Here is a 26,849-nt window from a genome sequence, read left to right as displayed (position 1 = left end):
CAGCAGGAGTCCATCTCTTGCTGGTTCGTTTCATTTATAAACATTAAATATGATATTCAATATTTTCATCGACGTAATGCCATTCATACGGTGTTTCTTGGTAAACGTAGTAGTTCAGCCAGTTGTAGAACAACAGATGAGAATGGGCACGCCAAACATTTTTCGGTGCCTGCAGCGGGTCGTTGTTCGGGAAATAGTTAATCGGAATTTCCGTATTGTCCGGATCCTTCTCAACATCGCGGAAGTACTCATCCGATAATGTCGTTGCATCATACTCCAAATGTCCTGTAATCATTATATGCTTATTGTTTTTCGATTGAACGATAAACACGCCCGCATCATCCGAATAGCTTAGTAAACGCAAGTCAGGGTGTGCCCTCACTTCATCAATCGAAACCGATGTATGGCGTGAATGAGGTGCCACATACTCATCACTGAAGCCCCTTACTAAATCTACTGTTAAATCCGTGATCACATGTGAATAAACACCGGAGCACTTTTTCGGCAATTCGAATTTTCCGATGCCAAAATGGTGATACAGGGCAGCTTGAGCGCCCCAACATATATACATGATTGAAGTCACATGTTCATTTGCCCAATCCATTACATGCGTAATTTCATTCCAGTAGCCTACATCTTCAAAATCCATTTTCTCTACTGGCGCTCCCGTAATAATGAGTCCATCAAAACGGCGGTGCTTCACTTGGTCAAACGTCCGGTAAAACGTATCTAAATGCGATTTGGAAACATTTTTTGATTCGTATGTAGCCGTGTTTAAAAATGTCACATCTACCTGTAATGGTGTGTTACCGAGTAAGCGCAGTAATTGCAGTTCGGTTTTCTCTTTTTCAGGCATTAAATTAAACACTAAAATATTTAACGGTCGAATCTGCTGTGTTTTCGCACGGTCTTCCTCCATGACGAAAATCTTCTCTTTTCTAAGCAGTTCACCCGCCGGTAAATGTTTCGGAATATTAATCGGCATTCCACTTTCCCCCTCATAAGCTTTTTCAACTATCTTTTAATAATCTGTGGTATTCAGGCAATGCATTGTTTTAAGAGCGAAACGAACCGTTCCGGAACAATATAAAAAGCCCCTCTCATTCCAGCAAAACAGAATTGAGAGGGGCTTTTTTACCCGTTCTTATCTGCCAAGGTTAACACCTTGCTGGAAGTAGCACCTTTCTAGTTGTACTAGAGGTTGCTGAAGCATCATCGGGCCAAGTCCCTCCGCTTCTCTTGATAAGACTATTAAATTGTCATTAGTGTATCATGTACTTTATAATTTTGCAATAATTCCAAAAATATTATTTCACTCTTCCTGCAGCTGTTCTTTTTCTATATTGAATAAAATTTTCTCCAGCTGTTCATCCCAAACACGTGTCAATGTATTGTATACCCGTACAAAATGCCTGTTCTCCTTTTGATCAAAAAGTAAAAAACATAGGACCGGTATATCATTAATCTGGATCGATTCAGTTGAAACAACACTTGTTATATAGTGCGGTACTTCATCTTCCGCCACGGGTTGTTCGGAAAGTTGCTGTTGAATGAAATCAATCAGCACGGTTTCTTCAATCGCTTCGATTTCTTCTGTTTCGATTGTCGGGAAAGGCTCCGGAAACTCTTCCAAGTCCGCAAATTCCTCCAGATCGCCCTCCAATGGCTGTTCATGAATCGGGCTGTATTGAATAAAATAACTTGTTTCTTCAAGTTCTTCTTCAAAAATGCCCGATTCCAGCTGTGCTTTCCCTTTAGCAGTAAGTGCAAATTCCTGTTCCTTCACAATCATACCCAGTCGTAACATTTTATTCGTCAAATCATGGATAAATAACGGTTCCACCAATAAAATTTCGGCTAAAAGCTCTACATTTTTCAGTTTCGCCTTCTCAAATGAAATGAGCATCATCTTCATTAAAATATCCATGGCATTGCGCATCACCGGATGATATTTCACTTCCAATGTGTGAATCGGAATGGCATATTGCATTTGCTTTTTGATTTCAATGGACGGGTTTTGGACGAGTTCTTTCTGCAGCTGTAAAACTGTATTTTGTAAATCCATTCAATCCCCCTGTTTCTACACAGCAAAATAGCCGTCCTGCTCTTTTGCTGTCGTTAATACATGGGCATACATATCCCGTGTTTTCGCGCTCTTTGGACGTTTTGTAAACATTTCGGTACTGCCGATCATAATAAGCAGTTCCCGAGCGCGGGATAATGCAACATTCAGACGGCGGTAATCTTTCGCAAACCCTATTTCTCCGCGTTCATTGTCATGATTCCGCACCATGCTGACGATAATCACATCCATCTCCATCCCTTGGAATTTATCGACCGACCCTGTACGGATGTGTAAATGAGGTACATTGATTTCCTGTTCAATCAGACGATTGATGCGCTTCACCTGCTCCGCGTAGAATGAAATAACGCCCACCGATTTTAATGCGTCATGTGGAATCAGCCCTTGTGCTTTCGCTTGTTCCGTTGCAGCATTTAATTCAAGAAGCTGCTCTTTAATCTGTTCCAGTTCAGCTAAATTGAATAAACTCGAGCCTTCCTTCATACGCTCTTCAAAATACGGCTTGGCGTTTGGTATATCAAGCCATAGTAAATGGTGGTTTCGTGTAATTTTAGATGTTTCAAGGAAATGATCGCGTACGGCATCCGAATCCTCTAATCCACATTGCAGCTGTTCGGATTCATTTTCGTAAAAAGGTGTGATAGTTGACATAATATTTTTATGCATACGATATTGAATTGCGAGCATTGTTTTGTTTTGCGACGGCAAATTGTTATATAGACGCTCGAACAATGATTCTTCCAATAACTTTTCAAGCTCCCGTTTTTGTTCAAATGTTGTACTTTCCTTCACAACTTGCTCCAATGTCTCTTCGAATGTCGCATCTCCTACAAGCGGAGGCAACTGGTGATGGTCCCCAACTAAAATGATTTTTGCGCCCTTTAACATCGGCAGTAACAATTCCGGTGGTGTTGCTTTCGAAACTTCATCAATAATAACGACATCAAATGTCGGATAGTTTTCCATAAACTCTTTATTTGCTGATGCGACACAAGTTGTCCCGATCACATTGGCATGTTTCACATACAGTTTGCGGATTTCGTCCAAGTCATGGGCATTGGCATTTTTCAGCAAACCGTGCCATTCGTTTTGAAGTTCTGCCGTTACAGGAAGCAAACTGATTTTCACTTCAAGCGTCTCGATCTTTTCTGTAAGAAGCCCGATCTTTTCGTTTACTTCAATGATCGCCTGCTCAGGGTTTAGTTTTGTCAGCTGTTCGAGTTCTGTCCGGCGTTTTTCAAGCTGGACGCCTTCGCTGTTTATTCCTTTAAAGCGCACTGTTAACTGTTCAACAGTTTCAGTACCAAGGGCAATCTGTTCATTTAACACTGTAAGCTCCTCCGCCTTTTTGTTCAGTTGAAGCTCCACTTTTTCACGGTTTTGGCGCTGTGTTTCGGTTTTCATCTGATCGAGTTCATTTGTTGCGAGCAATTCTTCCAGCTCTTCCGTTGTATGGTTCAGTGTAATCGATGGATCATTTTTTTCATTGATCGCATCCATTTGAGATTTTACCGCAGTTGCCTCTTCTTCCAGCTGCTGGAGATGCTGTGCCTTCACATCATTTTGTTCTTTAAACTGAAGAATGATTTCCTCTTTCAGCTTTTCGAAAATAAGCACGGTTTCCCGGATCGCGTCCATATATTTATTGTTCAGCTGCTCGATGTATTGCATGCGCAAATGGATGCCCTGAATGGAGCGGGATCCGTTTTGAGCATTAACTCGACGGTCCCGAAACGCGATACTAAGCTTCGTCAAGAACTCCTGAATCTCTTCAAGCGTATAATGATGGCCCATATCCAGCCTGTCCGGTGTTACATGGATACCTAATGCCGTTTCACTGTAGTGCAAAGCCTTTTCCAGACGTTCCTTCACATCTTTAATCGGCTTATACTGCTCCATTTGCGGCTGAATTCGATCAAGCGCTGTAAGTAAACGGTCCATTGCATAGTTCCGGCGAATATTATATTCACTCATGAATGCTTCAATTTCGTATACTTTTTTTAACGACGCAATTTTATCTACAAGCAAATCATACTGGGACGTTTCGTTGGCCTTCTCGATTTTCGTTTTAACAGCATCAAAACGTTGCTGGAATTGTTCAAGTTGAGCTTTATAGTGACTTTCCGTAAGCTGCTTCTGGAAGTTTTCTCTCGCTTCTTTTAACTGTTGTGCTTGTTCAGTCAGCTGCCCGACTGTCAATCCGTCTTTTACCTGCTGTTCAAAATTCGCAACGGTCTCAGCTACTGTGCTCTGTGTTGCCTGCAGTTTTTCCAGTTTGCGTTCATTGTCTTCAAGCTCTTTTTTGCATTCGGTCAATTCTTTTTTTAATGCCAGGATCTTTTCGGCCAGAACATGCAGTTCTGCTTTTGCCGCTTCTTTTTGCTCAATTTGCAGTTCGAGTTCTTTTTGTTTTTGTTCGTGCGCAGCAATTTCATTTTGGGCATCATCTATTTCATCATTTAAAAGCTGTTCTTTTCTATCATGCAGCGAAATTTCATGGCCGATTGCTTCAAATGTCTGCTCCTGCCAATACGATGCAACATTTTCCTCAATGAACTTTTTCCCCTCTTCTTCAATGCTTTCTGTACGGCCGTAGCGCAAAATCCGGATATCTTTGTTCGATAAAAGCCGGCTTAATGCATTGTCGACCGCTAAGTTCGATTGTGAAGCGACAAGGGTTTTCAGTCCCGCTTTCGCATTTTGATAGCAAATTTCCGATATTACCGTCGTTTTACCAGTACCCGGCGGACCTTGAATGACATACAGATCTTCGGAACTCATCGCCCCTTCGACTGCCTGCTGCTGGTAAGGGTTCAGCCGGTTATGAAAATCGAGAGGAATCGTTTTTCTGCGCTCGGCGATTACAGGTTTATCTTCAAATAGAATCGTTTCGAGATTCGCATTTGCTGCCAATCCTTCTTTTAAACGTTCAAACCCTTTTAATAAGCGTTTTAGCTGAGATTTCGTCGCAGCATTGGAGAATTCGATGTCCTCCGATTGGAAATGAAGCTCGTTTCTCCGTGCCAAATTGCTGTAATATGGTTTTAATGCAATTTCAACGGTATTTTCGTTTCGGCGGATTTTAGCAACATCCCCGATTTCCTGGATATAGCCGCGCAAACGCGCACTAAGCCCATCCAACTGTTTCCACTGCTTTTTATCGAGATTGTTAATGCGAACTGTCATATGAGAAAAATCGGCATCAAACGTGACACTTGAAAAACGGGCATGAATATCTTCAATGTCCGCGTTCTTGTTTAATACTTTTAGATAGCCTTCCCAGCTGCTGATCCGCTTATTGACATAATCAAAGCGTTCCTGTGCAATCGGCAGTTCTTCAATGGCCTTTAGAAACGGCTCCTGGTATGTATGGCCGCTAATACGGGATGCAACGAAGTGGATTTTCATTGTGGCGCGGCGATTTGTGACAACTGGTGTCCCTTTGCCACGTGTTCTAAAGCTTTTCGCTACAAGACCATTTTTCCTGTCAAATACACAGTCCATAATAACGACACGCTCTTCAAACTTGTTTTTTAGCTTTACGTTTTTATCATTATCGAAAAAAATGCTCAAATGCGTTTGCTCTGCATCGAGAGAAACTTTCTCAATCGCGACAATGAAATATTGCTGTAAATTAAAAAAGGCGTGTTCATCTGGAACATGCTCCTTCATCGCTTCACGTGCCGTATTCGTCAATAAAATATGACAGCGGGTTTGAATATTTGCGATTGTTTTTGGTGCCATGAACACACCTCCCTCATAGATTTTTTATATACAGTTCCGTTTGGTCGTATATGATTATAACAATATTCGTCAGTTCGTTAAAGAAAAAATGCCCTGTTATCAATTTAACAGGACATGTCGATTAACTTTGAATTTTCGCAACTTCAGCATATTTGGCATCCCATGCAGCGTCAATCTTTTTCAACGCGACCGGACGGAAATTTTCCTTTTTCACTAAAATATGTTGAGACTTCGCCGTCACTGCAACGGTACCGTCTTCATGCAGAATTTCATAGCCGTATGTAGTGCGCAGCTTCGTATGTTCTTCAATCCACGTGCGAACTGTAGCAGTTTGACCATAGCGCATCGCCGCTTTATATTGAATCGAGAAATCCATGACAGGCGATAAATACCCGTCTTCTTCAAGTTTCGCATAATTAAATCCTAAATCCTTCAAAATTTGCGTACGCCCGATTTCGCACCACACCAAATAATTAGCATGATAAACGACACCCATCTGATCTGTCTCGGCATATCGTACTTCTACTGTTGTTTCTGAAATATACATTCCCTTCACCTCTAGAGGTATTATAGCGCTAAAAACATTGATTTGTAAGGGTTTTTAATAAACCGGCTTTTTAAACACGTAAAGTTCATTGCGGGAAATTTTAAGCATTCGATAATATTATAAATATAATAAAAAGTTATCTCTCCAAAAATACATTATTAAACTTTATTAATTTGGGTGCCACTGGGGTCCATCTGAGGTTCAACAAATAACATGCTTAGCAGGTAGAAACAATATAAAGTAATAGTATAGAAAAAACCTCCCTCTGAATTTGTTTCGTGGGAGATTTTTTTAATTGTTTTATCTTTGCTTATCATTCAAACTTTGCACATCTACTTAAAATTGTATCTATTAGCTACACCAAAAATCTGTTCATGTTCTTTTGCCTATCTTCTCCTCTTTTTTTGAAACGATCATACATATTTTTTCTTCGATAATTGTTCTTTTACCTACTAATTCTTTATCAAAAGTACGTTATCAGCACTAGTTAATTACCTAGTTCTTTTCATTTTCAAATCATATTATATTAATGTAATGCTAGCCTTACAAAACCAGACAAGAAAAGGGGTGTTACTAGTGAGTTGTAATTGCAGTAAATGCAGACGTGAATCCAGTTCTTGGAATAATAAGACCCGTTGTAATGGTTGTATCTGTGACCAATTAAGAGATTTAAGAAGAGGTACAGAAGTTGACGTTTTCTTATCAGGAGGTCAAATATTAGAAGATATCGTATTTAAAAGATTTGACCATAACAATTGCTGTGCATTCTTTAATGATCCAGAAACAGAACCCGGTTCAACACTTATCGTAGACTGCCAAAAAATTGATGCAATACGAATTGAAGCAGACTAAGTAATTAATCCGGGCCACTTTCTTTTAAGAAAGTGGCCTTTCCTACTTTACCCTATTTTTTGGGATGCATGTTGACCTCCAGGGTTAGTGTTTCATTTCCATATTTTATATCTTTCCTTAAAATGGAATATTCTATATATTTGTCTTATTAATTAAATAGGAGAAATATATAATGTCTATTGCTGATAAAATGGAAATTAAGAAAAAAATACAAAAACTCAGATCTCATTTAATAAGCGTTGGGATGAAAAAAGGTCTAACACATCCTGATACAATTCAAGTAAGTCAGAATCTTGATAAGTTATTAAATGAATATGGAAAGAAATAATTAGTTAATTACGTACTTCTTTCAGCAAAGTGTGGAAGTAATATAGCTTTTCCTCGTTAACCATCTGCACACTCGGCACTAATTTGTTATAAAAATCACCATCGGTTGTATGGTGCTTGTACATGTTAATCACGTCCTGCTCGTCATAGCAGATTGAATTTAATGACGCTTCATCTTTCCCTGACTTTCTATTAAGCGATTAATCTTTCGGATTTTCGCACATTCACACTCTTTCCATTCCGCAGTGTCATAACAGAGTGTAGTTTCTTTAATTCTCTTTTAAATAAAGTAAATATTGAAGTATTTGAACTAATCCTTAATCAAATATAATTAGGCTTCTTTATGTTCTAATTTAGTTTCAAAATACAGCAATTTTGGAACAGTTTTCCTCCTGCGCTTTGGTATACTGATTTTACTGTACGAATCGCTTTATGGTTGGGGGAATTTAAATGGACACAAGAGAAAATTTACAGCTGATTTTAGAGTTTATTGACGAGAATATTACTGACAATATTAGTCCGGATATTCTGGCTGCACAAGCGGGCTATTCAACTTGGCATTTCAGCCGAGTATTCCAATGGGGTACCGGATATTCGGTGATGAACTATGTTCGGAACCGCCGACTTGCGTTTGCCGCATACGAACTTTCTTCGGGCAAGCGGATTCTCGATATTTCAATGGAATATGGGTTTGAGACTCACTCTGGATTCAGTAAAGCTTTCCGGCGTTATTACGGCTGTTCACCAGGAACTTACCGTTTGCATGCGCATTGTGATCGTCCGTTTCCACCAAGCCTTTCCTGTACGTACAAATACTTTATTGGAGGAATTGTTATGGAACCTAAATTTGTCACACTGCCTGCAATTAAACTTGCGGGTTACGCCATTAAAACGACTTCAACTGGCGGAGAGAACTCTACCGCAATCCCGGCTTTTTGGGACGACTATATGAGTGGCGGAAGAATGGAAAGACTTCATTCGGAGAACTTTATTAAAAAGCACGATGAATATGGTGTATGCTTCCCGGAAGACCCGACAACTGGAGAATTTGAGTATGTAATCGGCGTCGAAACGAAAGACGGTGCTAAAATTGCTGGTGAATACCATGTTAGTGAAGTACCTCCCGCAACTTATGCTGTCTTTTCAACACCTCCTACTGATGCATCAAACTTTGTAGGGGCTATTCAAGGGACATGGAATTATATTTTTAATGAATGGTTCCCTAAGTCTGGTTACGAGTACGCACCAGGTTGTAATGATTTTGAATTGTACGATGACCGTTGTATGCTTGATGAAGGAAAAATTTGTGATATTTATATTCCGGTAGTTAAGATGCAAAGTTAAAGTTTTGAAGTAGTAATAATTTGCAACCAGGAAACATATATTATAATAACTGGTCATTTTATGGACTTGAGTGGATGCTCAGGTCTTTTATTCTATATTCATATAGTGAATTTGTTACTTAAGACCTTTTTACAGCAAAAATCTATTCGAAAGAGTTTCAAGCTATTATTATTTTGGGAATAACGAAAATAGAAACTTAAAAAGGGGTAATGATCATGAACATTTCAAAATTATTAGGTGCGCCATATGCTAATTTAAAAACAGCGAAAGTATTTGTGAAACCGGGGCAAGTAGTCGTTACATATAATAAGAAAACATATTTCATTGTAAAAAAGGACGTTTTTACTAACATTCTTCATCCATTAAACTATAATGCTATTAATTCTTGAGAGATAATTTTATCTCTCTTTTTTATTTGTCTCCTCCGGTTTACCAATAACATACAGCATGGATAAATATAGATTAACTTTTCATACTAAAGCTAAACTGTAAAGGATGTGATTTTGTGGAAGAAACGAAATTTGCGGAACTGGATATGAATAAGCTCGAAGCGATTAAACAACTGGAACAAAAATTAAATGTCACCTTGATTGCCTATGAGCTATCCCCGACTCATCATGCCCATCATGAGGACGCTCCAATAGTGATCAATCCTTCTTAACGTGTAAAAGCCTTCGCATAGTTTGCGAAAGGCTTTTTCTAGGTTGACTGCCTGCATTTTCAACTAAACTTGTTTCCCCTTTATTTGATCAAGAACAGCTCGGAATGGCTGTTGCTCTCCAACTTCCCTGAAATCTCCAAAAGGATTTCCTATGTCATTTAAACGTTTCATAACATGGGGTATTGTGAAAAGATCGGGCGTTAATTTTTCGGTTACTTCTTCCCATAATATCGGCGTGGCGATCAATCCTTTATTATTGCCGCGTGCTGAGTACGGTGCAACAATCGTCTTCCCTTCCCTATGCTGGACATAATCCAAATACAGCCTTTTCCCTCTGTTTTTCTTCATCCGCTCGATTGTAAAGGAATCAGGATATTGCTGTGCTAGGAATCGGCATATAAACTCCGTAAATACACCCGTTTCTTCATAGGAGAATGTGCGAAGTGGCAACGGGATATATATTTGCATACCTTTCCCACCTGACGTTTTGACAAAGCTTGTCAATTCAAAATAATCCATTATTGTTTTGAACTTTAGTGCAGCATCTACCGCCAATCCAAACTCATCCACGGATGGTGGATCCAAATCAAATACAATTTCTGTCGGCTGTTCGGATGTGACCGGCTGAAACGGAATATGATATTCTAAAGCGAGCTGATTACCCAACCATAAAAGAGATTCAATATTGTTACATAAAATAAAATGGGTATCGTCTACTAAGTGCGTCGTAATAAAATCCGGCAAATTTTCGGTATAGTTTTTCTGGTAAAAGCTTTCTCCTGGTACCCCATGCGGGTAACGGATGACTGTCAATAACCGGTCATGGAGAAAAGGCAGCATCATCGGTGCAATCGTCTGCAAATAATACAAATAATCATCCTTCGTAATATTGCTTGCAGGAAAAACCGGTTTATCCGGACTTGTAACTGCTACATTTTCCGGAATCGGGTTTAATTGTCTATGCATATGCTGCCAGTTACAATCTGTAGCTTCCAGATGATGCTGGAAAGAATGAAAGCGCGGTTCTCTCAATTTACTGCCATCAAAATCAATACAAGCGATGGATACGCAAATTGAAGGAGGAATTTCAATTATACTTTTCGTCACCAGTGTTCCATTTGTTTTAAAAAAGGCTATTAATGTTTTGTTTTCTTTTTCAGATAAACCATGTTTAAACGACACAATCTCCAAAAGTCTGTCTTCCTTATATATCGCACCATTAAAGAAACCGTTTGACTGATCAAATTTAGTAAGAATGACATTTACGTGCTTCCAGTTTTTTATTTTCAGCCAGCTTTTCGTTCTCGCATCTTCCAACCATTTGCTGTTGCGCTTTTTTGCAATGATCCCTTCCCCATTATGGGCCTTAACTCTTTTCCTAAGTAAATGCGGATCTTCAAATACATCGATCATTTGGAGTCTTCTTGAATCGCTATATTGTACCGTTCCAGGTAAATTGAGACGTTCAAAAAAGTCATATAGTAATTGTTTTCTTGTTGTTAACCGGCTATTTTCCTTATCTTTCCCTTTTAATTTCAGTAAATCAAACACAATATAATGACATGGGAATGTATCTGCGTTCGATTCAATATTTTTTAGGTTTGTCATTTTTCCCCGCTTTTGAACAAACGAAAATTTACTCTGATAATTGTTTATTAAGAAAACGACCTCCCCATCGAAGATAATCGGTAAATAAGCTTTGATTTTGTCATAAATACTCTCACAGTAACGAATAATTTCAGGAAATTTTTCATTTAAAACATTGCCATTTCGACTTTTCAGTATTGGTGATGGAATACCTTTTTCCCAAATTAAAACAGAACGATAACCGTCATATTTAGTTTCGTATAACCAATCATCACCTAACGGAATTTCCGGTGCATCGGTTAATAACATTGGTTTCACATAAAGGCCAACTTTCGTTTTTCTATTTATCCTTTGTTTTTTTTCGAAGACGATACATAAATAAAATTTTTAGTCCCATAGTAAGGAAAAATGAGGTGACAACATGCATACTGTCTGGAAAGGTAGTATTAGTTTTGGCTTAGTAAATATTCCGGTAAAACTTCATGCGGCAACTGAAAATAAAGATGTTAAACTTAGACAGCTCCATAAGGAATGTCATACACCGATCAGCTACAAAAAGGTGTGTGAAGGTTGTCAGGCAGAGGTAAAAGATGAAGATATCGTAAAGGCTTATGAGTATACGAAAAACAAATTCGTCGTTTTGGATGAAGAGGACCTGGAAAATTTGCGCAAAGAAAATGAAGATAAATCAGTAGAGATTATAGATTTTGTTAAGCTGGAAGAAATCGACCCGATCTATTTTGAAAAGACGTATTATTTATCACCTGACAATACTGGTGGAAAAGCATATGTCCTATTACGAAAAACGTTGGAGGAATCCGGTAAAATCGGTGTGGCTAAAATTACGATTCGATCAAAAGAGCAATTGGCTATTGTCCGTGTTTATAAAAACACATTAGTAATGGAAATCATTCATTTCCCTGATGAAGTACGAAATGTCGGGGACGTACCGAATATACCGAGTGTTGAAGCAGTCGTGCAAAAGGAACTTGATACGGCCCTTATGCTTGTTGAACAGTTAACAACCGAGTTCGATCCGACTAAATACACGGATGATTATCGGACAGCGCTTATGCAGCTGATTGAGGAAAAGAAAGCGGAAAGTACGGTTGTTGCAAACGAAAAACGACCGTTGCCTGATAATGTGACCGATTTAATGTCCGCATTACAAGCATCCCTTGATAAAACAAAGAAACCAAAAACGAGAAAAAGAACAACCACTACAAGAACAAAGAAAAATGCATAATTTAAAGCCCATTTCCAACGAAGAAATGGGCTTAAAATGTATTCGAATTATTTTACATCTGCCGTTACCAATAACTCTTCAATCGCCTTCTCGATATCAAGGAATGAATCATCCGGTTCAAAACGCTGGATGACGCGGCCACTGCCGTCTACTAGGAACTTCGTGAAATTCCATCGAATATTGCGCCCGATTAAGTAATCCGGATAGTTTGTTTGAATTCTATTGTATAAATGTTTTTGTTGCATTGTCTCCCGAACGAATTCCGGACAATCAACTTCGTGTTTTAAATAATTGAAAAGCGGATGTGTTTCCTTGCCATTCACATCGATTTTATCAAACACTGGATATGTAACACCGAACTGTAGCTTGCATTGTCTTGCAGACGTTTCCCCGTCTTCCGGATTCTGTTCGCCAAATTGGTTGCATGGAAAAGAAAGAACTGTGAACCCTTTTTCTGCATAGCGTTCATATAATTTTTGCATGTCTTCATATTGGAAAGTAAAACCGCAACTGCTTGCCGTATTCACAATCAGCATTACTTGATTTCGATAAGTTTCCATCGAAAGGATCTCACCGTTTATTTTTTTCACTAAATAATTATAAATGCTCATTAAGTCAATCTCCCTACAGCGTTTAGTATAAAACTATCATATTATAAATTTCGCATAAGTACAAAATTACTAACCCGAAAGATTTAAAAAATAGAGATTTTCCCTTTAAATAAAAATGGGCAAAATTAAAGGCGCATCAGATTCACGAGGAATCATGCGCCAAATCATTCGATGGCTAACCGACCATCGCTAATAGTATCACCACTTATTTAATGGTTATACATAATAATTTTAAAAGTAATTTGTATTGTTTTTCATATTTGCTTTTGAGTAAATTACACGCATCAGGGTATTCATATAAATAGCGCGGGAAAGATAATGATGTATGAAAGGAGTGAATAAACTTGCCAAGAAAACTGGTAGCTGCAATAAAAGAGCATGCACTTCCCTGTAATGAACAAAGTTTAAATAAAATTGTCGAGTCGATTGGAAATGCCAAAATTGTGATGATCGGGGAAGCTTCGCATGGTACTTCGGAGTTTTATACAGTCCGTGCCGAGTTAACGAAAATGCTGATCAATCAAAAAGGATTTAATATTATCGCGGTAGAAGGAGACTGGCCGTCTGCACAGGCAGTGAACCGCTACGTTAAAGGTTATGAAGAGGTTAATGCAAATGCAGCTGCAATCTTAAAGGAATCTTTTAATCGGTGGCCGCAATGGATGTGGGCAAATGAAGAAGTAGAACAATTTGTAGAGTGGCTAAAGGATAAAAATAATACTTTGAGCACTAAGGTCGGGTTTTATGGTATTGATTTATATAGTCTCTTTGAATCGATGGATGAAGTGATACACTTTTTATCCGAAAATCCTAAGTATAAAGCCGATTTTGAACATGCAAAGAAAGCTTTTTCCTGCTTTGAGCCTTACAACAGAATGCCTGAGCACTATGCTCTATCAACTGCTCAATTTACGGATGAATGTGTCCGTGAAGTAACGGATTTGCTGAGGTCGTTACGAAATAATAAGGAACATTTCTCGAATAAACAAGAAGAAGATTTAAATGTCATGATGAATGCGCTTGTAGCCAAAAATGCGGAAACATATTACCGGGAAATGATGCAGGATGCCATCTCCTGGAATACACGAGATTCACATATGGTGGAAGCGATCAACGAATTATTGAAATACCACGGTGAAGATGCAAAAATCATTATTTGGGAACATAATACGCATATCGGGGATGCATCCGCTACAAGTATGAAAGAAGATCAAATGATCAACGTCGGCCAGCTTGTCCGTGAACAGTATGGAAAGAACAATACCTATGCCATCGGATTCGGAACATATGAAGGAACTGTCATCGCTGCTGACAGCTGGGGAGATCCTCTCCAAGTAATCCCAGTTCCCTCTTCCAAACTCAACACATGGGAAGGACAGCTCCATGCAGCTGGCGGGCAAGATAAAGTATTGATTTTCACTGATGAAAATCGGGAATTGTTCAATGACCGGATTGGCCATCGTGCAATCGGTGTTGTCTATCACCCCGAATATGAAGCTTATGGGAATTATGTTCCGTCCAACGTCGGTTCAAGATATGATGCCTTTATTTACATTGAACAGACAAATTCATTAAAGCCATTATAAATTAAGCCTACGTTTATCGTATGGCTTTCTTTTTTATGTATAGTCTCAAATCTGCAGTGAAAATTTTAGCAAGGGTTATCTTCTACCTGTATATTAATTGCGTAATGTTTTTAGGTAATATGTTTATAAAAATCACCAGTGAACTTGAAGTTTATTACCATTTGGATCATAAAAGTGAAAAAAGACATGACCATTATCTTCCTTTATCTCTTCTACCTTAACTTGATGATCCATTAAGTGTTGATGAAATTTTAACAGTTCAGGACTGGTAAAGCCTATGCTGAATTCTTGTTTATTATCGATTGTAAAATGTGCAAATGTTTCATCTGCAGTAGGAACTAAGATCAGTAAGAACGGTCCTTCATTTATTTTTAAAATTGCTCTTTCCTGAGTATTGTTTAGTAATTGAAACCCTAATACATCTCTATACCAATGTGCAGACAATTCTAAATGCTTTACAGGAATTCGAATATAATGTACTTGTTCAATAAATGAATTACTCAAAGTAATATCTCTCCTTTATTTTTAATCAGCTGTATAAAAGAATTCCCTTTCTACATGCCTTTTCCCTTCCAATTAGTGAATTAACTGATCCTTCATCAGAACAATAACTTTTGACTATTCGTTATATAATCACTATTCCCTTCCATTTTATTCTATAATAGTAAACATACTTATCTTTAAATAACAGGAGGAAATTATGATTAACGAGGCGACACTGAACCAAGCATCAGCAGCTGCTCAACTTGCTTTACTTCTTTGGCCAGGCAATGATTTACATGAATTCGTACAGAACATGGAGGACGTTATTACTAATTCAAACAGTACTGTTTTCTTAGCATTTGATGATGAAAAAGTGATTGGATTTGCACAATGTCAGCTTCGCTTTGATTATGTGGAAGGTACACATTCCAGCCCGGTTGGTTATTTGGAAGGCCTATATGTCGTAGATTCCTACCGTAGACAGCATTTCGCACAACTTTTAGTGCAAGCTTGTGAACAGTGGGCTAAAGCAAAAGGATGTACAGAGTTTGCAAGCGACTGTGAATTGTCTAATGTAGATAGTTTAAACGTTCATCTTAAACTAGGCTTTACAGAGGCAAATCGCGTTATATGCTTTACAAAGAAACTATAATGGAAGTGAATGATTGTGGAGTTTAAAAGAATGGAAGCAACTGATTTAGCAACATGCACAGCAGCATTTATAAAAGTATTTAATGCCGAGCCTTGGAATGACGACTGGAACAATGAAAGTGCAAACCAGTATTTATCCGATTACTATAATACCCCAAACTTTCTGGGCGTGATCGCTATAGAAAAAGGCGAACTGCTTGGCTTTATAATGGGCGTGCAGCGGAAATGGTATAGTGGCGATGAATATTTCATCCATGAAATGTGCGTCGATCAGTCATTGCAAAATAAGGGGATTGGTAAAGCGATGCTGAATTATTTAGAAATCCAGCTGAAAGATAAATCCGTAGAATCCATGACACTGCTCACAAACCGCAATATACCGGCAGAACAATTTTATAAAAATAATGGCTTTGAAGAAATTGAACGACTCGTCTTTTTATATAAGGAGATAAAATAGTACGTTTCATAAAAAAATGGCTTACCTAATCGGGTAAGCCAATTCGTTAAAAATCAGATTAATTTGATAGGGCAATTTTAATATGAGCAAAATGATGCTCCTCATGCCATGCCAATTTTGCAACTTTTGCAGCAATTGTGACCGGCCCGTTTGTTTCATGGGTAAATTGTCGCTTTAGCTGGTCTTCAGTTAAATGTTGACCTAAAGAAACGATTCGCTCATTAATACCTTCAAGCATTTTAATCGAGCTTTCTACAGGTAAGTCATTGTCTGGCAGTACTGCCCACTCTTCTTGATTAAATCCAGGCACTGTAGGGTTGTCGTCCGTTAGTGCCAGCTTCAGTCGCTGATACATGTTCAGTTGTGAATCAGCAATATGATGAACAAGCTGACGAACTGTCCATGCACCTTCGCGGTAAGTTTTGTTTAACTGCTCTTCATTTAATGAATCGACAACTTCTCTTAAACGTGTCGTAAATGATTCCGTTTGTTGTAACCATTCCTTTACATCGGCAAGTGTCACCTGTTCAGGTACTTGCAATGGACCAATAGGAAACTTTACATCCATGTTAAAACGCCACCTTTGTCTGTTTATCAGTTAGTGTTTAATTTTGTCGTCTTCAAACAACATTGTCCCATTCTCTTTTAAATTGTTATGGAATGAGAATGCTTTTTCGAGGATATGCGGTGTTTGGCCGCCTACTTTTTCTTTTGCCTCTTCGAAATAAGCACGTAACTGTTCTTTATATTTCGGATGTGCGATTTCAATCAATTTCTCAGCACGCTTCACTGGCGGAAGTCCACGAAGGTCCGCATAGCCTTGCTCAGTTACGATTACATCTACATCGTGTTCTGTATGGTCGATATGTGAAACGAATGGAACGATTGTTGAAATAGCCCCGTTTTTCGCTAATGAAGATGTTACGAAAATTGTAATGCGCGCATTACGGGCAAAGTCCCCGGAACCGCCGATACCGTTCATAATTTTCGTGCCGTTTACATGTGTTGAATTGACATTACCGTAAATGTCTACTTCAATCGCTGTGTTAAAAGAAATAACGCCTAAGCGACGAATTACTTCCGGGTTATTCGAAATTTCCTGTGGGCGGAACATGATTTTATCCTTGTACTTTGCTAAGTCTTCCGCTAGTGAATCCACACGCTTTTTAGATAGTGAGAATGCCGTACCTGCAGCAAATTTAACAATACCCGCATCGATCAGGTCAAACACACCATCTTGCAGTACTTCCGAGAATACTTCAAGATCTTTAAATTGAGATTTTTGCATTCCGTTTAATACGGCATTTGCTACCGAGCCCACGCCTGATTGAAGCGGTGCTAAAGATTCCGGTAAATTCCCGACTTCAACTTCATTTGCCAGGAATGCTAATAAATTATCGGCTATCTTCTGTGTTTCTTCGTTTGGCTCGAATAATGGTGACGGAATATCCGGCTGCTCCGATAAAACAATTCCTTTTACTTTCGCAGGGTCTACTTTAATTCCGATTTCCCCAATTCGGTCCCCAGTATTATAAATAGGGATCTCTTTACGCTCGCCTTGTGCTTTCTGTACATAAATATCATGGAGCCCTTCATATGCTTTTGGGGCAGTCGTATTAATTTCGATAATGACATTTTCAGCTTTTTCTACAAAGATCGGTGAGTTCCCTACTGAACCTGTTGGAATGACTAGACCATCTTCTGTAATTGCTGCTGCTTCAATGATTGCATAGTCAATTTTACCAAGTGAACCTTTACGAACTTCTTCTGCTGTATGTGATAAATGCTGATCAATATAGAAAATTTCTCCGTTATTGATTTTACCGCGCAGAATCGCATTTCCTTGATAAGGCACACGTAAGTTGAGGATTCCTGCTTCTGCCATTGATTGGTCAGCAGTTGGCCCTAATGATGCACCTGTATAAAGGTTTACTTTGAAATTTTCCTGCTCTCCTCGTTTAGAAAGTGCAAGCGGAAATTCTTTTGGCTCTCCGAAAAGCGTAAAACCACTCATACCCAGATTCATGCCGTCCTCAATCCAAGACGCGGCTTCCTCCGCTGATACAACTTTGTTTAAAAACGCTTCATTTCTAATGAATTGACTTAAATCTTTTCCCATTAACAATCACCCCAAAATAGTATTTTTAGTTCGATGTTACGATGAATTTCTGTAAATCCATATAGCCAATTAAAAAATCCGTTACACTTTATTTTTTAATCGCCTTATCTACATTGTAATGAGAGATTCGTCTTTCGTCCATTAGATACTTCCTATAATTTTAATAGAAAAAAACTATAGTAAATAAAAAAACAGATTTAGGGAGGTATCTTTCACTTAAAAACCTAATTTTCCGCAACATTAATCTATTGACAAAACAATGATTCTGCACCTTTTACACTTTGTATTACGCTCGAAGTTCCCATTCTCGCGGTAATATTTCATTACCAGTTGAAATATGTAATCCAATGAAAAACACGCAAAAGTTCTTTAAATAAGACTTTTACGTGTTGTTGGTTACTTTATTTACTTAATGATGGGCATGATCAATTGCCTGATGCAGCAAGTTGATAACATGGTCATCTGCGCTTGTATAGTACAATGTCGTCCCTTCACGCCTAAACTTTACTAAACGCAAGTTCTTCAAAAAACGTAATTGATGGGAAACTGCCGACTGATTTAAATCGAGCTTTTCCGCAATGTCATTTACCGAATGTTCTTCACAGCATAACATGTTTAAAATACGGATTCGTGTTGGATCGCTTAACGCCTTGAACGTTTGCGAAACGACAAACAATGTTTCTTCATCCAATTCATGTTGGGTTCTTTTTTCCATTGTCATACGATTAAACACTCTTTTCTCCTATACGCTAGGCGTAATTGATTAATGATGGTGGTGGTGATGCTGATGGCTTACATCTTGCTTTGCTGTACAATAAACCGAATGATCATGCTGATGCGTATTTGTCTCTACTTGAATCGTTACATGATGAATATTTTGATGAAGCAAGTCATGTTCGACTTTATCTAACAGTTGCTCGCTTTCCTTTATCGTTAAGTCGTCATTTACAACAACGTGGCAAGACAAGGCATTTAACCCGCTCGTAATAGTCCAGATGTGCAGATCATGAAGCGCTTTTATTTCATCATATTTTTCAATCGTCTGAATGATTTGATCGACAGTTACATCCTGTGGTGTGCCTTCCATTAAGATATGCAATGAAGCTTTCGTTAAATGATATCCGCTTCGAAGCACTAGTGCAGCTACAAAAACACTGGCCAATGGATCTGCCCATCCCCATTCAAAGAACAGGATAAGTAAAGCGGCAACAATGGCACCGATTGAACCGATCATATCACTGATCACGTGCAGATACGCGCCTCTCATATTTAAATTATCCTTCGTATCGGCACCGCGCATCATAATCCAAGCCACTAAAATATTTACCGCCAATCCGATACTGCTGATGATGAGCATTCCGGTTGAAGCAACTTCAGGTGGATCCATAAAACGTCCAATTGCTTCGTAAAAAATAAACAGCGCGATGATGATTAATGTCAGGCCATTCAGTGTGGCTGCTAATATTTCAATACGTTTGTAGCCAAATGTTTTACTGGCATTGGCTACTTTTTGCGCAAAAATAATGGCCATTAATGCAATTCCAAGTGAAACCGCGTCGCTTAACATATGTCCTGCGTCAGACAGCAGCGCAAGACTGTTCGTCAGCACTCCGCCTATCGCTTCTACAACCATAAAACCGGTAATCATTAAAAAGGATATAAAAAGAACTTTCTTGTTCGTACTATGTGAATGATGGTGATGATGGTGCTCTCCCAATTATAACGCCCCCATTTTTCTTTTTATATATGAACACATACTCATATAATAATATATTATGATTTCAGAAAATTGTCAATTACATACGCCCGCTTATAACAGCTACGATTCTTATTATTAGAAAAAAGTGTTCAGCTTTCGCCCTGAACACTTATCGAATGAATTATTGGACTTCAATTTTTTCAGCTATTTCCGTTTTCTCAGTCAGATATCGTACCCAAACTAAAAAGAAGACGATGGCTAAAAACCAAATAGTTCGATGCTATAACTGTTTTTGACATTGTGGCTATAGAACAATACTTCCTATAGCACTTCCACTGTTATGAAAAGCACCGACTCAATAAGAAAACTAAAACTGGGAATCCGCAATTGCGGTTCACCATTTTTCTCACCAATTTCGCGCTTCATTGGCTACATACAGTCCGACTGTTTTATTTTGCTTCCAAACATTATTCCAACGTTTTAAAGGAACTGATGCTTCACCTGCAAATGGTGCGATTTCGACCGTCATTGCAGGGCGGTCTTTTACTTTTATAAAGTAATCTTCAGAAGCTGCAATCGGTTCATTTTTTGGGGTTACAGGCATCAACTTATAACCGGTAATGTTTGATATCCCTTTAACAAACTTTTTTGTTCGGCTGAATTTTGTTTTCGTTTGGCTCCAATAAATAATCTGACCGGAAGAATGATAAGAGACATACGCTAAATGATTTCCGCGATCGATCAGTCGTTTGATTGCGAGCGCTTCCGGTTCTGTATTTGGCGCTTTCCCTTTATATTCTTTGAATGAAGGCTTTGTCATTTTAATTAAATGCCAATTCACATTAAATTGACGATTCAGATCGACACCGTTCATGTTTGCTTTCCAACGATTGAAATTAGTACTGTTATTGTTCATCGCTTTCAGTTTTGTCATCGATGTTTTTACTTTGCCACCTTGTGCAAGTGTTACCCCATCCGGATTCACTATTGGCACAAATATGATGCTCACTTCACTTAATATTTTCTTTACATCGTATTTTTCGATTTTCGTTCCGTTTACATAAGCCTTAACATACGTATCAATCATTTCCACCAAAACATTTGTCGTCATATGTTCACGTCCGTGAAAAGACGCATCCATTAATATTTCTTTTTGCCCGGTTCCAACTTTTAAGGAAAATAAAGGTCGTCCCTCAACCGATTTTCCGATTTCCTGCAATTTCGCCAGTGACGGATACATTGCTGAAACAAGCTTTAGCTTTGCTGCCACTTCGTCATATGTGATTGTTTTTGCACCATCGACCAGCTGGATATAATGAACATCAGTTAAAGGGATAAAAGCGGATTGGGAAGAATATTTGATAATACCCGACTTTCCTTTTATCGCCCGCAGTAATAGCTTGTCTCCTTTTACTACAGTTTTTATGACCATGCCCTGTTCATCTTTCAGTTCCGTATTTTTCTTCGCAACTACTTGCACAGGGTATTTGCCAAGTTCGATCGTATCTGAAGCCGCTTCGGCAGAATTCGCATTGATACTGAAAATCGCTGCAACTATCAGACTTAACAACAATAATTTCTTCATCTCATGCCTCCTTTTATGTATATCAAAACTTATCTTCTATACCCATCACTTTACATTAAAAAACAGCCTGCAAGAAATGACTTCTTACAGGCTGCTCGTATTAATTGTCTTTTACATCCTTACGATTTTTCTTCAGCATTTTTGATAATACTTCATAAACAATCGGTACGATGATTAATGTTAATAATGTTGATGATAATAAACCACCAATTACTGTTACTGCCAGGTCTTGAGAAATCAGACCGCCGCCAGCTCCACCGAATGCCATTGGTAACATTGCACCAATTGTTGCGATCGCCGTCATTAAGATCGGACGTAAACGAGTTGCTCCGGCTTCCAGTATTGCTTCACGCATGTTCATACCCTCATGTTCCATACGGATAATACGGTCAACAAGTACGATTGCGTTTGTGACTACGATACCGATTAACATCAGTAATCCCATCATAACTGAAACCGAAATTGTAAGACCTGTTGCGAATAATCCAATCCATGAACCGATTACAGTAAATGGTAATGAGAATAAAATCGCAAATGGAGCTAAACCTTCACCGAATGTTACTACTAGGATAAAGTAAACAATTGCAATTGCTGCAATCATCGCAACACCTAGTTGAGTAAATGTTTCAGCCATATCTGCCGCAACACCACCTACACCAGTTGTAACGCCTTTAGGTAAGTCTAAATCAGCAATTTTTTCATCTGCTGCAGATGTTGCTTTTGAAATATCCTTATCCGTAATCGTTGCAGATACTGTCGCAAAGTATTCGCCTTTTTGACGAGATAGTGAATTTAAAGTCGTACCTTCTTCAAGCTCTACAATGTCACCAATTGTCATTGTCTGACCTGTTGCCGTTTGAATCGGTGTTTCCAATAATTCATCAATATCCGCTGCCGCAGATTTTGCTTCACGCTGAACAACTACATTAATATCAGCGCCGTCACTCTCGACAGTTGTCAGCACTTCTTTAGCTGAATTTGTTTGTAAAGCCATTAAAATTTGAGCAGTAGTCAGACCGTATTGTAATACATTTTCCTGATCTACTTTGATTACATTTTCTACATATGGAGCAGAAGCATTAGACTCAATTTCATCAAGTCCTTTAACATCAACTAGAACGTCTTCTACTTGAGCAACAGCTTCGTTTAGCTTATCTAAATCTTCACTGTAAAGTGTGTAGCTCACTTCATTTGAAGACATACCCATCGCGAAGTTCTGAGTTTTCCACTCGCCTGATTGACCAATGTTAAAGATATAGTCTTCTACTTCTTTTTTAGCTTTCGGGAAATCTTCCATATCCGGATCGAAAATCGCATAGATTAAACCACCGCCTGCACCGCCGCCAGTCATCATTGCAGCAGCATCAGTAGAAGGTTCAGTGTTCACCGATAATTGTAAAATATCGATGTCTTTACGCTTCATTAATTCTTTCTCTACTTCTTCAATGTTTTCCAGTGTTTCATCCATCAATTCGCCAGTACCTGGTGTGTATGTTAAATACATCACTTTCTCTTCTTGAGAGCCCATGAAACTAAAGCCGATTAATGGTGTTAACGCTAGTGAACCGACTAATAGAACAACCGCAATAATCGATGAAATCCATTTATGGTTTAATGTTTTCTCCAAGAAATTACGGTATGCTACTGCAAGCTTACCTACTTCTTTATGCTGACTTTCAGACTTTTCACCGTAAATTTTCTTACGGAATAATGTGTGTGAAAGTGCTGGTACAATTGTAATCGCTACGATTAATGATGCGATTAATGCAAATGACATTGTTAATGCGAATGGTACGAATAATTCCCCAACCATACCGCCTACAAATACAAGTGGTGCGAACACCGCAATTGTTACTAATGTTGAAGACATGATCGGCTTGAACATTTCAATTGTTGCTTCACGAATTAACGCACGGCCTTGTAATTTCTCTTCTCTCAAGTGCATACGACGATAAATATTTTCTACTACTACGATCGAGTCGTCAATTACCCGTCCGATTGCAACTGTAATCGCTCCAAGCGTCATGATATTCAGCGTGATATCCAACCAGTGCAATGCCATTAATGCCATGAATACTGACACCGGAATTGAAATGATCGAAATGATTGTTGATTTAAAGTCTCGCAGGAATAATAGGATAATTAATACTGCGATTAAACCACCAAAGACCGCTTTTTCAACCATAGTAAAGACAGAATCTTCAATTGGTTTCCCTTGGTCTAAAGAAATATCGATTTTAAGACCTGAAATTGCTTTCTGCTCTTCTTCGATTAAATCTTTTACTGCATTGGCAACAGTAACCGTATTCGCATCCTGACCTTTTACGATTTGAATGGCAATCGCATCTTTACCATTAGTTCGAGATACGGATTGCACTTTACCTACTTTTTCGATTTCAGCAATATCCCCCAGTTTCACGAAAGGAACCGGGTTTGTTTCAGAAGGTGTAACAGGAATCAGCATTTCTTTTAACTGTTCTTCTGTTTTAAACTTGCCGTCAATTGCAACAGCTTGTTCGCCATCTTCAAACTCGTATAATCCTAACGAGACTGCAAGGTCGCTAGCCTGAATCATTTGCTTAACAGAGTCTTCCGTTAAACCTAGTTGTGCCATTTTTTCTTCATCATAAGTAAAGGCTACTTCTTCAAGATGTTGACCTGTAACTGTCGCAGATGCAACACCGTCAATTTTGTTTAGTTTCGGCAGAATTGTTTTCTCTACTGTTGACGTCAGTTCAACAATATCTTCTTCCGAACTACTTACTGATAATGCAATGACAGGCATCATGTTCATGCTGATCGCCATAATTGAAGGCTCTTGTGCACCTTCTGGAAGCTCAATATTATCTAAAGCAGCTTCTAATTGACGTTTCTTTTCATCCATATCCACGCCATATTCATATTCCACTTGAACTTGTGAAACATTTGAAGAAGATGTAGAATATACAGCCTTTACATCTTCTAAACTTTCAACTGCCTTTTCATAAGGAATTGAAAGATCATCCATTACTTGCTCTGGTGTTGCACCAGGATAAACCCCCATAACGATTAAGAACGGGATCGAAATGTCTGGAATCGATTCCATTTTCATACGTGTGGATGAATAAATACCGGAAAACACGATAATGATTGTTAGTAACCATACGGCAAGCTTATTTTTTAATACGAAATTAACTAGGCCTTTCACGGTTCCACCTTACCTTTCTTGACTATATGTAACCACCATTCTATAATAATGACTAGTCGGTCACGTGTCAATTGAAAGGAGCTTTAAATTATTATGACAAGAAAACAATTGATAATTGATTCTGCACTTCATTTATTTGCTGAAAAAGGGATCGAAGCTACGTCAGTACAGCAAATTACCGACCATTGCGGCATTTCCAAAGGTGCATTTTATTTATCGTTCAAATCGAAAGATGAGCTCGTTTTTTCTATAATTGAACATTTTATGAACAATATAATACGTGAAGTTGACCAAGCAGTCAGTGAAGGACAAACCCCTTCAGAAAAGCTCCATATCTACTTTGTTCAGACAATGAAAGTATTATCACAATATGCGGGATTTGCGGATATTTTGATGAAGGAAAATGTTTCTGCAATCAATAAAGCATTAATTGAAAGAATTCATTATTATGTAGAGCTATCCAATAAAAATTTGGAGAAGCTGTTATTCGAAGTATTTGGCGACCAAATTGAAGGAAGACAATATGATTTAGTTGTTATTATAAACGGGATGGTTCAATCGTATATGCAGTATATTTTCGGTTCATGCCAGCCCTTTGATTCGGGGAAATTTGCTGAATCACTCGTTGAAAAGACGACTTTATTAGCGACTAAAAGCAAAATCGCACTGCTGCAACATCCTTCCCAGTTTTACAAACGGATCGAAAATTATTCAATTGATCATATTACGGAGGATCTGCTGTCTCTTCAACAACAGACTACAAACAGTTTAGAAATCGATTCCATCCAGCTATTAATAGCAGAACTGAAAAGCGAAAATCCAAGAAATGCGATTATTATTGGTCTTGTCGCCAATTTAGAGAAAAACGAATGCTTTAATTGGATTACATTATATTTAAAAAAACAGTACAGTTAAAAAAAGAGGGACCCAATAAATATGGATCCCTCTCTTTTTAGTTATCGCTGTTCAGGAAACGAATAATTTTTCTTGCTACGGTTTGAGCATCTTCTATCATCCCGAGATGCCCTGTATTTGTTTTTACTTTTTCCACATTCGGATTCGATGTAGTAATCGGTGTAACCGCTTTGTCTTGTTCCCCTTCGATTACAAGGATTGGTAAAGGTAACGTATCTACCAGATCACGTTGGTTTGGACGTGACTTCATTGCACCAAGCGCTGCAACGAGCCCTTCTTCTTTTGCTTCATAGGCAACTTCTTTTGCAAAAAGTACATCTTCCGTTTTTGCATCAGGTGCCAGGAAATTATGAATAATTCCATCAACAAAGGAACCTGTTCCATGTTCCTGAATCTCTACCTGCTGCTTCGTTCTTTTATCGATTGCTTCTGGTGTGTCCGATGAGTCGGAGGAATACAGTAAGACAGCCTTTTCGATCTTAGAATATTGTTTCTCGATTGCGGCCAATGTAATATAGCCACCCATCGAATGCCCAACCCAATAAGCCTTCTCAACTTTTTCTGTTACTAATACATCGATAATATCTTCGGCATAACGATATACTGTATATTCCCCTTCCGGCATTTCACTTTTACCGTGGCCGGGCAAATCGATTGCAATTACGTCAAATTGTTTTGTTAATGGTTCCATAATTTTTTCAAATATTGCTGTACTCCCTAAAAATCCATGTATTAATACAACAACTTCTCCTGAACCATTTCGAGTATAATTTAACATCTAACCAGTCCTCCCCTTATTTCATCTCTTATCCTTTTCCGTATTTCTATAATAATAAACAAAAACAGCCATTTTAAACTGAAGATACAAAGGTTCCCAATAACGGGGGTTTTAGTGTAACGGATATTTTAAAAAGTGCCCAAACTTCGATTTGGAAAAGTTATTTAAAGGAATTCATAATCTATTATCGAAATATAGCACATTAGCGATTGTTTTTAACAATTAAAATGTCGAATTTAAATGGGGATGGATAAATTTGAAGATAAAGTATTACTATTTGCTTTTTTTACTAGTGGGATTACTTTCTGCTTGTAATACTGGCATAGAGCCAAAGGAAAATTTGGGAGAAATATATAGCGTTGCATTGGACTCACTAATGAAACAGGA

The 26,849-nt window shown here is 38.3% G+C and carries 24 protein-coding genes and 1 riboswitch; of the genes, 10 read left to right on the top strand and 14 right to left on the bottom strand.

What is annotated here, in order from left to right:
- Positions 1 to 43 precede the first annotated feature (43 nt).
- The 4 genes from metA to ABS917_RS13745 form a co-directional block, all read right to left on the bottom strand.
- Complete coding sequence (gene metA, locus ABS917_RS13760) at positions 44 to 985, bottom strand: homoserine O-acetyltransferase MetA (protein ID WP_350479520.1); 942 nt, start codon at positions 983 to 985, stop codon at positions 44 to 46.
- A 156-nt stretch (positions 986 to 1,141) separates the two neighbouring features.
- Positions 1,142 to 1,249, bottom strand: a riboswitch (SAM riboswitch).
- 63 nt (positions 1,250 to 1,312) lie between these two features.
- Positions 1,313 to 2,065 (bottom strand): nucleoside-diphosphate sugar epimerase, encoded by a 753-nt coding sequence (locus ABS917_RS13755; protein ID WP_350479519.1) that lies wholly within the window; start codon positions 2,063 to 2,065, stop codon positions 1,313 to 1,315.
- Positions 2,066 to 2,080: 15 nt separating this feature from the next.
- Positions 2,081 to 5,827, bottom strand: coding sequence for an AAA domain-containing protein (locus ABS917_RS13750; protein WP_350479518.1), 3,747 nt, complete (start codon positions 5,825 to 5,827; stop codon positions 2,081 to 2,083).
- Between the two features lie 121 nt (positions 5,828 to 5,948).
- Positions 5,949 to 6,374, bottom strand: a complete 426-nt coding sequence (locus ABS917_RS13745) for an acyl-CoA thioesterase (RefSeq protein ID WP_350479517.1) — start codon at positions 6,372 to 6,374, stop codon at positions 5,949 to 5,951.
- A 576-nt stretch (positions 6,375 to 6,950) separates the two neighbouring features.
- On the opposite strand from ABS917_RS13745, the gene ABS917_RS13740 reads away from it, so the two are divergent.
- From ABS917_RS13740 to ABS917_RS13720, 5 genes are all read left to right on the top strand, one after another.
- A complete protein-coding gene (locus ABS917_RS13740; protein WP_350479516.1) occupies positions 6,951 to 7,226 on the top strand; it encodes a hydrolase in 276 nt (91 codons plus the stop codon).
- Between the two features lie 172 nt (positions 7,227 to 7,398).
- Positions 7,399 to 7,554: an aspartyl-phosphate phosphatase Spo0E family protein gene (locus ABS917_RS13735; protein WP_350479515.1), complete on the top strand. Its 156-nt coding sequence runs from the start codon at positions 7,399 to 7,401 to the stop codon at positions 7,552 to 7,554.
- A gap of 449 nt (positions 7,555 to 8,003) precedes the next feature.
- Entirely contained in the window at positions 8,004 to 8,897 is an 894-nt protein-coding gene (locus tag ABS917_RS13730; protein ID WP_350479514.1) for an AraC family transcriptional regulator, read from the top strand.
- A gap of 215 nt (positions 8,898 to 9,112) precedes the next feature.
- Positions 9,113 to 9,286, top strand: a complete 174-nt coding sequence (locus tag ABS917_RS13725) for a hypothetical protein (protein WP_251688012.1) — start codon at positions 9,113 to 9,115, stop codon at positions 9,284 to 9,286.
- A 116-nt stretch (positions 9,287 to 9,402) separates the two neighbouring features.
- Positions 9,403 to 9,558: a uroporphyrinogen-III decarboxylase gene (locus ABS917_RS13720; protein WP_350479513.1), complete on the top strand. Its 156-nt coding sequence runs from the start codon at positions 9,403 to 9,405 to the stop codon at positions 9,556 to 9,558.
- Between the two features lie 63 nt (positions 9,559 to 9,621).
- Here the strand turns inward: ABS917_RS13720 and ABS917_RS13715 are convergent, their stop codons facing one another.
- Complete coding sequence (locus ABS917_RS13715; RefSeq protein ID WP_350479512.1) at positions 9,622 to 11,463, bottom strand: DNA ligase D; 1,842 nt, start codon at positions 11,461 to 11,463, stop codon at positions 9,622 to 9,624.
- Between the two features lie 103 nt (positions 11,464 to 11,566).
- Between ABS917_RS13715 and ku the strand changes: the two genes are divergently transcribed.
- Positions 11,567 to 12,391: a non-homologous end joining protein Ku gene (ku, locus tag ABS917_RS13710; protein ID WP_350479511.1), complete on the top strand. Its 825-nt coding sequence runs from the start codon at positions 11,567 to 11,569 to the stop codon at positions 12,389 to 12,391.
- A gap of 47 nt (positions 12,392 to 12,438) precedes the next feature.
- Here the strand turns inward: ku and ABS917_RS13705 are convergent, their stop codons facing one another.
- Positions 12,439 to 13,002 (bottom strand): glutathione peroxidase, encoded by a 564-nt coding sequence (locus ABS917_RS13705; protein WP_350479510.1) that lies wholly within the window; start codon positions 13,000 to 13,002, stop codon positions 12,439 to 12,441.
- 344 nt (positions 13,003 to 13,346) lie between these two features.
- On the opposite strand from ABS917_RS13705, the gene ABS917_RS13700 reads away from it, so the two are divergent.
- Positions 13,347 to 14,588, top strand: a complete 1,242-nt coding sequence (locus ABS917_RS13700; RefSeq protein WP_350479509.1) for an erythromycin esterase family protein — start codon at positions 13,347 to 13,349, stop codon at positions 14,586 to 14,588.
- A gap of 132 nt (positions 14,589 to 14,720) precedes the next feature.
- Here ABS917_RS13700 and ABS917_RS13695 read toward each other — a convergent pair whose 3' ends face one another.
- Positions 14,721 to 15,092: a VOC family protein gene (locus ABS917_RS13695; RefSeq protein WP_350479508.1), complete on the bottom strand. Its 372-nt coding sequence runs from the start codon at positions 15,090 to 15,092 to the stop codon at positions 14,721 to 14,723.
- Positions 15,093 to 15,288: 196 nt separating this feature from the next.
- Between ABS917_RS13695 and aac(6') the strand changes: the two genes are divergently transcribed.
- Positions 15,289 to 15,723: an aminoglycoside 6'-N-acetyltransferase gene (aac(6'), locus tag ABS917_RS13690; RefSeq protein ID WP_350479507.1), complete on the top strand. Its 435-nt coding sequence runs from the start codon at positions 15,289 to 15,291 to the stop codon at positions 15,721 to 15,723.
- A gap of 30 nt (positions 15,724 to 15,753) precedes the next feature.
- Positions 15,754 to 16,179 (top strand): GNAT family N-acetyltransferase, encoded by a 426-nt coding sequence (locus ABS917_RS13685; RefSeq protein ID WP_350479506.1) that lies wholly within the window; start codon positions 15,754 to 15,756, stop codon positions 16,177 to 16,179.
- A gap of 58 nt (positions 16,180 to 16,237) precedes the next feature.
- On the opposite strand, the gene ABS917_RS13680 is transcribed toward ABS917_RS13685, so the two are convergent.
- From ABS917_RS13680 to ABS917_RS13655, 6 genes are all read right to left on the bottom strand, one after another.
- Complete coding sequence (locus ABS917_RS13680; protein ID WP_350479505.1) at positions 16,238 to 16,747, bottom strand: YfiT family bacillithiol transferase; 510 nt, start codon at positions 16,745 to 16,747, stop codon at positions 16,238 to 16,240.
- A gap of 30 nt (positions 16,748 to 16,777) precedes the next feature.
- Positions 16,778 to 18,298 carry a succinyl-CoA:acetate CoA-transferase ScpC gene (locus ABS917_RS13675; protein WP_350479504.1) on the bottom strand — a complete coding sequence of 507 codons (1,521 nt, stop codon included), beginning with the start codon at positions 18,296 to 18,298 and terminating at the stop codon, positions 16,778 to 16,780.
- A 409-nt stretch (positions 18,299 to 18,707) separates the two neighbouring features.
- A complete protein-coding gene (locus ABS917_RS13670) occupies positions 18,708 to 19,019 on the bottom strand; it encodes an ArsR/SmtB family transcription factor (protein WP_079528762.1) in 312 nt (103 codons plus the stop codon).
- A gap of 42 nt (positions 19,020 to 19,061) precedes the next feature.
- Complete coding sequence (locus tag ABS917_RS13665; protein WP_350479503.1) at positions 19,062 to 20,015, bottom strand: cation diffusion facilitator family transporter; 954 nt, start codon at positions 20,013 to 20,015, stop codon at positions 19,062 to 19,064.
- Positions 20,016 to 20,403: 388 nt separating this feature from the next.
- Positions 20,404 to 21,582: a M14 family zinc carboxypeptidase gene (locus ABS917_RS13660; RefSeq protein WP_350479502.1), complete on the bottom strand. Its 1,179-nt coding sequence runs from the start codon at positions 21,580 to 21,582 to the stop codon at positions 20,404 to 20,406.
- Between the two features lie 100 nt (positions 21,583 to 21,682).
- Positions 21,683 to 24,769 (bottom strand): efflux RND transporter permease subunit, encoded by a 3,087-nt coding sequence (locus tag ABS917_RS13655; RefSeq protein WP_350479501.1) that lies wholly within the window; start codon positions 24,767 to 24,769, stop codon positions 21,683 to 21,685.
- A gap of 93 nt (positions 24,770 to 24,862) precedes the next feature.
- Between ABS917_RS13655 and ABS917_RS13650 the strand changes: the two genes are divergently transcribed.
- On the top strand, positions 24,863 to 25,684 hold the full coding sequence (locus tag ABS917_RS13650; RefSeq protein ID WP_350479500.1) for a TetR/AcrR family transcriptional regulator: 822 nt from the start codon (positions 24,863 to 24,865) through the stop codon (positions 25,682 to 25,684).
- A 37-nt stretch (positions 25,685 to 25,721) separates the two neighbouring features.
- On the opposite strand, the gene ABS917_RS13645 is transcribed toward ABS917_RS13650, so the two are convergent.
- Positions 25,722 to 26,462: an alpha/beta fold hydrolase gene (locus ABS917_RS13645; RefSeq protein ID WP_350479499.1), complete on the bottom strand. Its 741-nt coding sequence runs from the start codon at positions 26,460 to 26,462 to the stop codon at positions 25,722 to 25,724.
- Between the last annotated feature and the right edge of the window lie 387 nt (positions 26,463 to 26,849).

The organism is Solibacillus sp., from assembly GCF_040273735.1.
Classification (GTDB): Bacteria; Bacillota; Bacilli; order Bacillales_A; family Planococcaceae; genus Solibacillus.
Note: the sequence above shows the minus strand (reverse complement) of the source record. Positions and strands in the feature narration are given on the sequence as shown.

Coding starts and splice junctions, on each gene's coding strand:
- ABS917_RS13685 (WP_350479506.1), top strand. CDS start 15,754: ATGGAAGCAACTGATTTAGCAACATGCACAGCAGCATTTATAAAAGTA.
- ABS917_RS13725 (WP_251688012.1), top strand. CDS start 9,113: ATGAACATTTCAAAATTATTAGGTGCGCCATATGCTAATTTAAAAACA.
- ABS917_RS13735 (WP_350479515.1), top strand. CDS start 7,399: ATGTCTATTGCTGATAAAATGGAAATTAAGAAAAAAATACAAAAACTC.
- ABS917_RS13675 (WP_350479504.1), bottom strand. CDS start 18,298: ATGGGAAAAGATTTAAGTCAATTCATTAGAAATGAAGCGTTTTTAAAC.
- ABS917_RS13670 (WP_079528762.1), bottom strand. CDS start 19,019: ATGACAATGGAAAAAAGAACCCAACATGAATTGGATGAAGAAACATTG.
- ABS917_RS13745 (WP_350479517.1), bottom strand. CDS start 6,374: ATGTATATTTCAGAAACAACAGTAGAAGTACGATATGCCGAGACAGAT.
- ABS917_RS13680 (WP_350479505.1), bottom strand. CDS start 16,747: ATGGATGTAAAGTTTCCTATTGGTCCATTGCAAGTACCTGAACAGGTG.
- ABS917_RS13645 (WP_350479499.1), bottom strand. CDS start 26,462: ATGTTAAATTATACTCGAAATGGTTCAGGAGAAGTTGTTGTATTAATA.
- ku (WP_350479511.1), top strand. CDS start 11,567: ATGCATACTGTCTGGAAAGGTAGTATTAGTTTTGGCTTAGTAAATATT.
- ABS917_RS13755 (WP_350479519.1), bottom strand. CDS start 2,065: ATGGATTTACAAAATACAGTTTTACAGCTGCAGAAAGAACTCGTCCAA.
- ABS917_RS13750 (WP_350479518.1), bottom strand. CDS start 5,827: ATGGCACCAAAAACAATCGCAAATATTCAAACCCGCTGTCATATTTTA.
- metA (WP_350479520.1), bottom strand. CDS start 985: ATGCCGATTAATATTCCGAAACATTTACCGGCGGGTGAACTGCTTAGA.
- ABS917_RS13705 (WP_350479510.1), bottom strand. CDS start 13,002: ATGAGCATTTATAATTATTTAGTGAAAAAAATAAACGGTGAGATCCTT.
- ABS917_RS13730 (WP_350479514.1), top strand. CDS start 8,004: ATGGACACAAGAGAAAATTTACAGCTGATTTTAGAGTTTATTGACGAG.
- ABS917_RS13650 (WP_350479500.1), top strand. CDS start 24,863: ATGACAAGAAAACAATTGATAATTGATTCTGCACTTCATTTATTTGCT.
- ABS917_RS13660 (WP_350479502.1), bottom strand. CDS start 21,582: ATGAAGAAATTATTGTTGTTAAGTCTGATAGTTGCAGCGATTTTCAGT.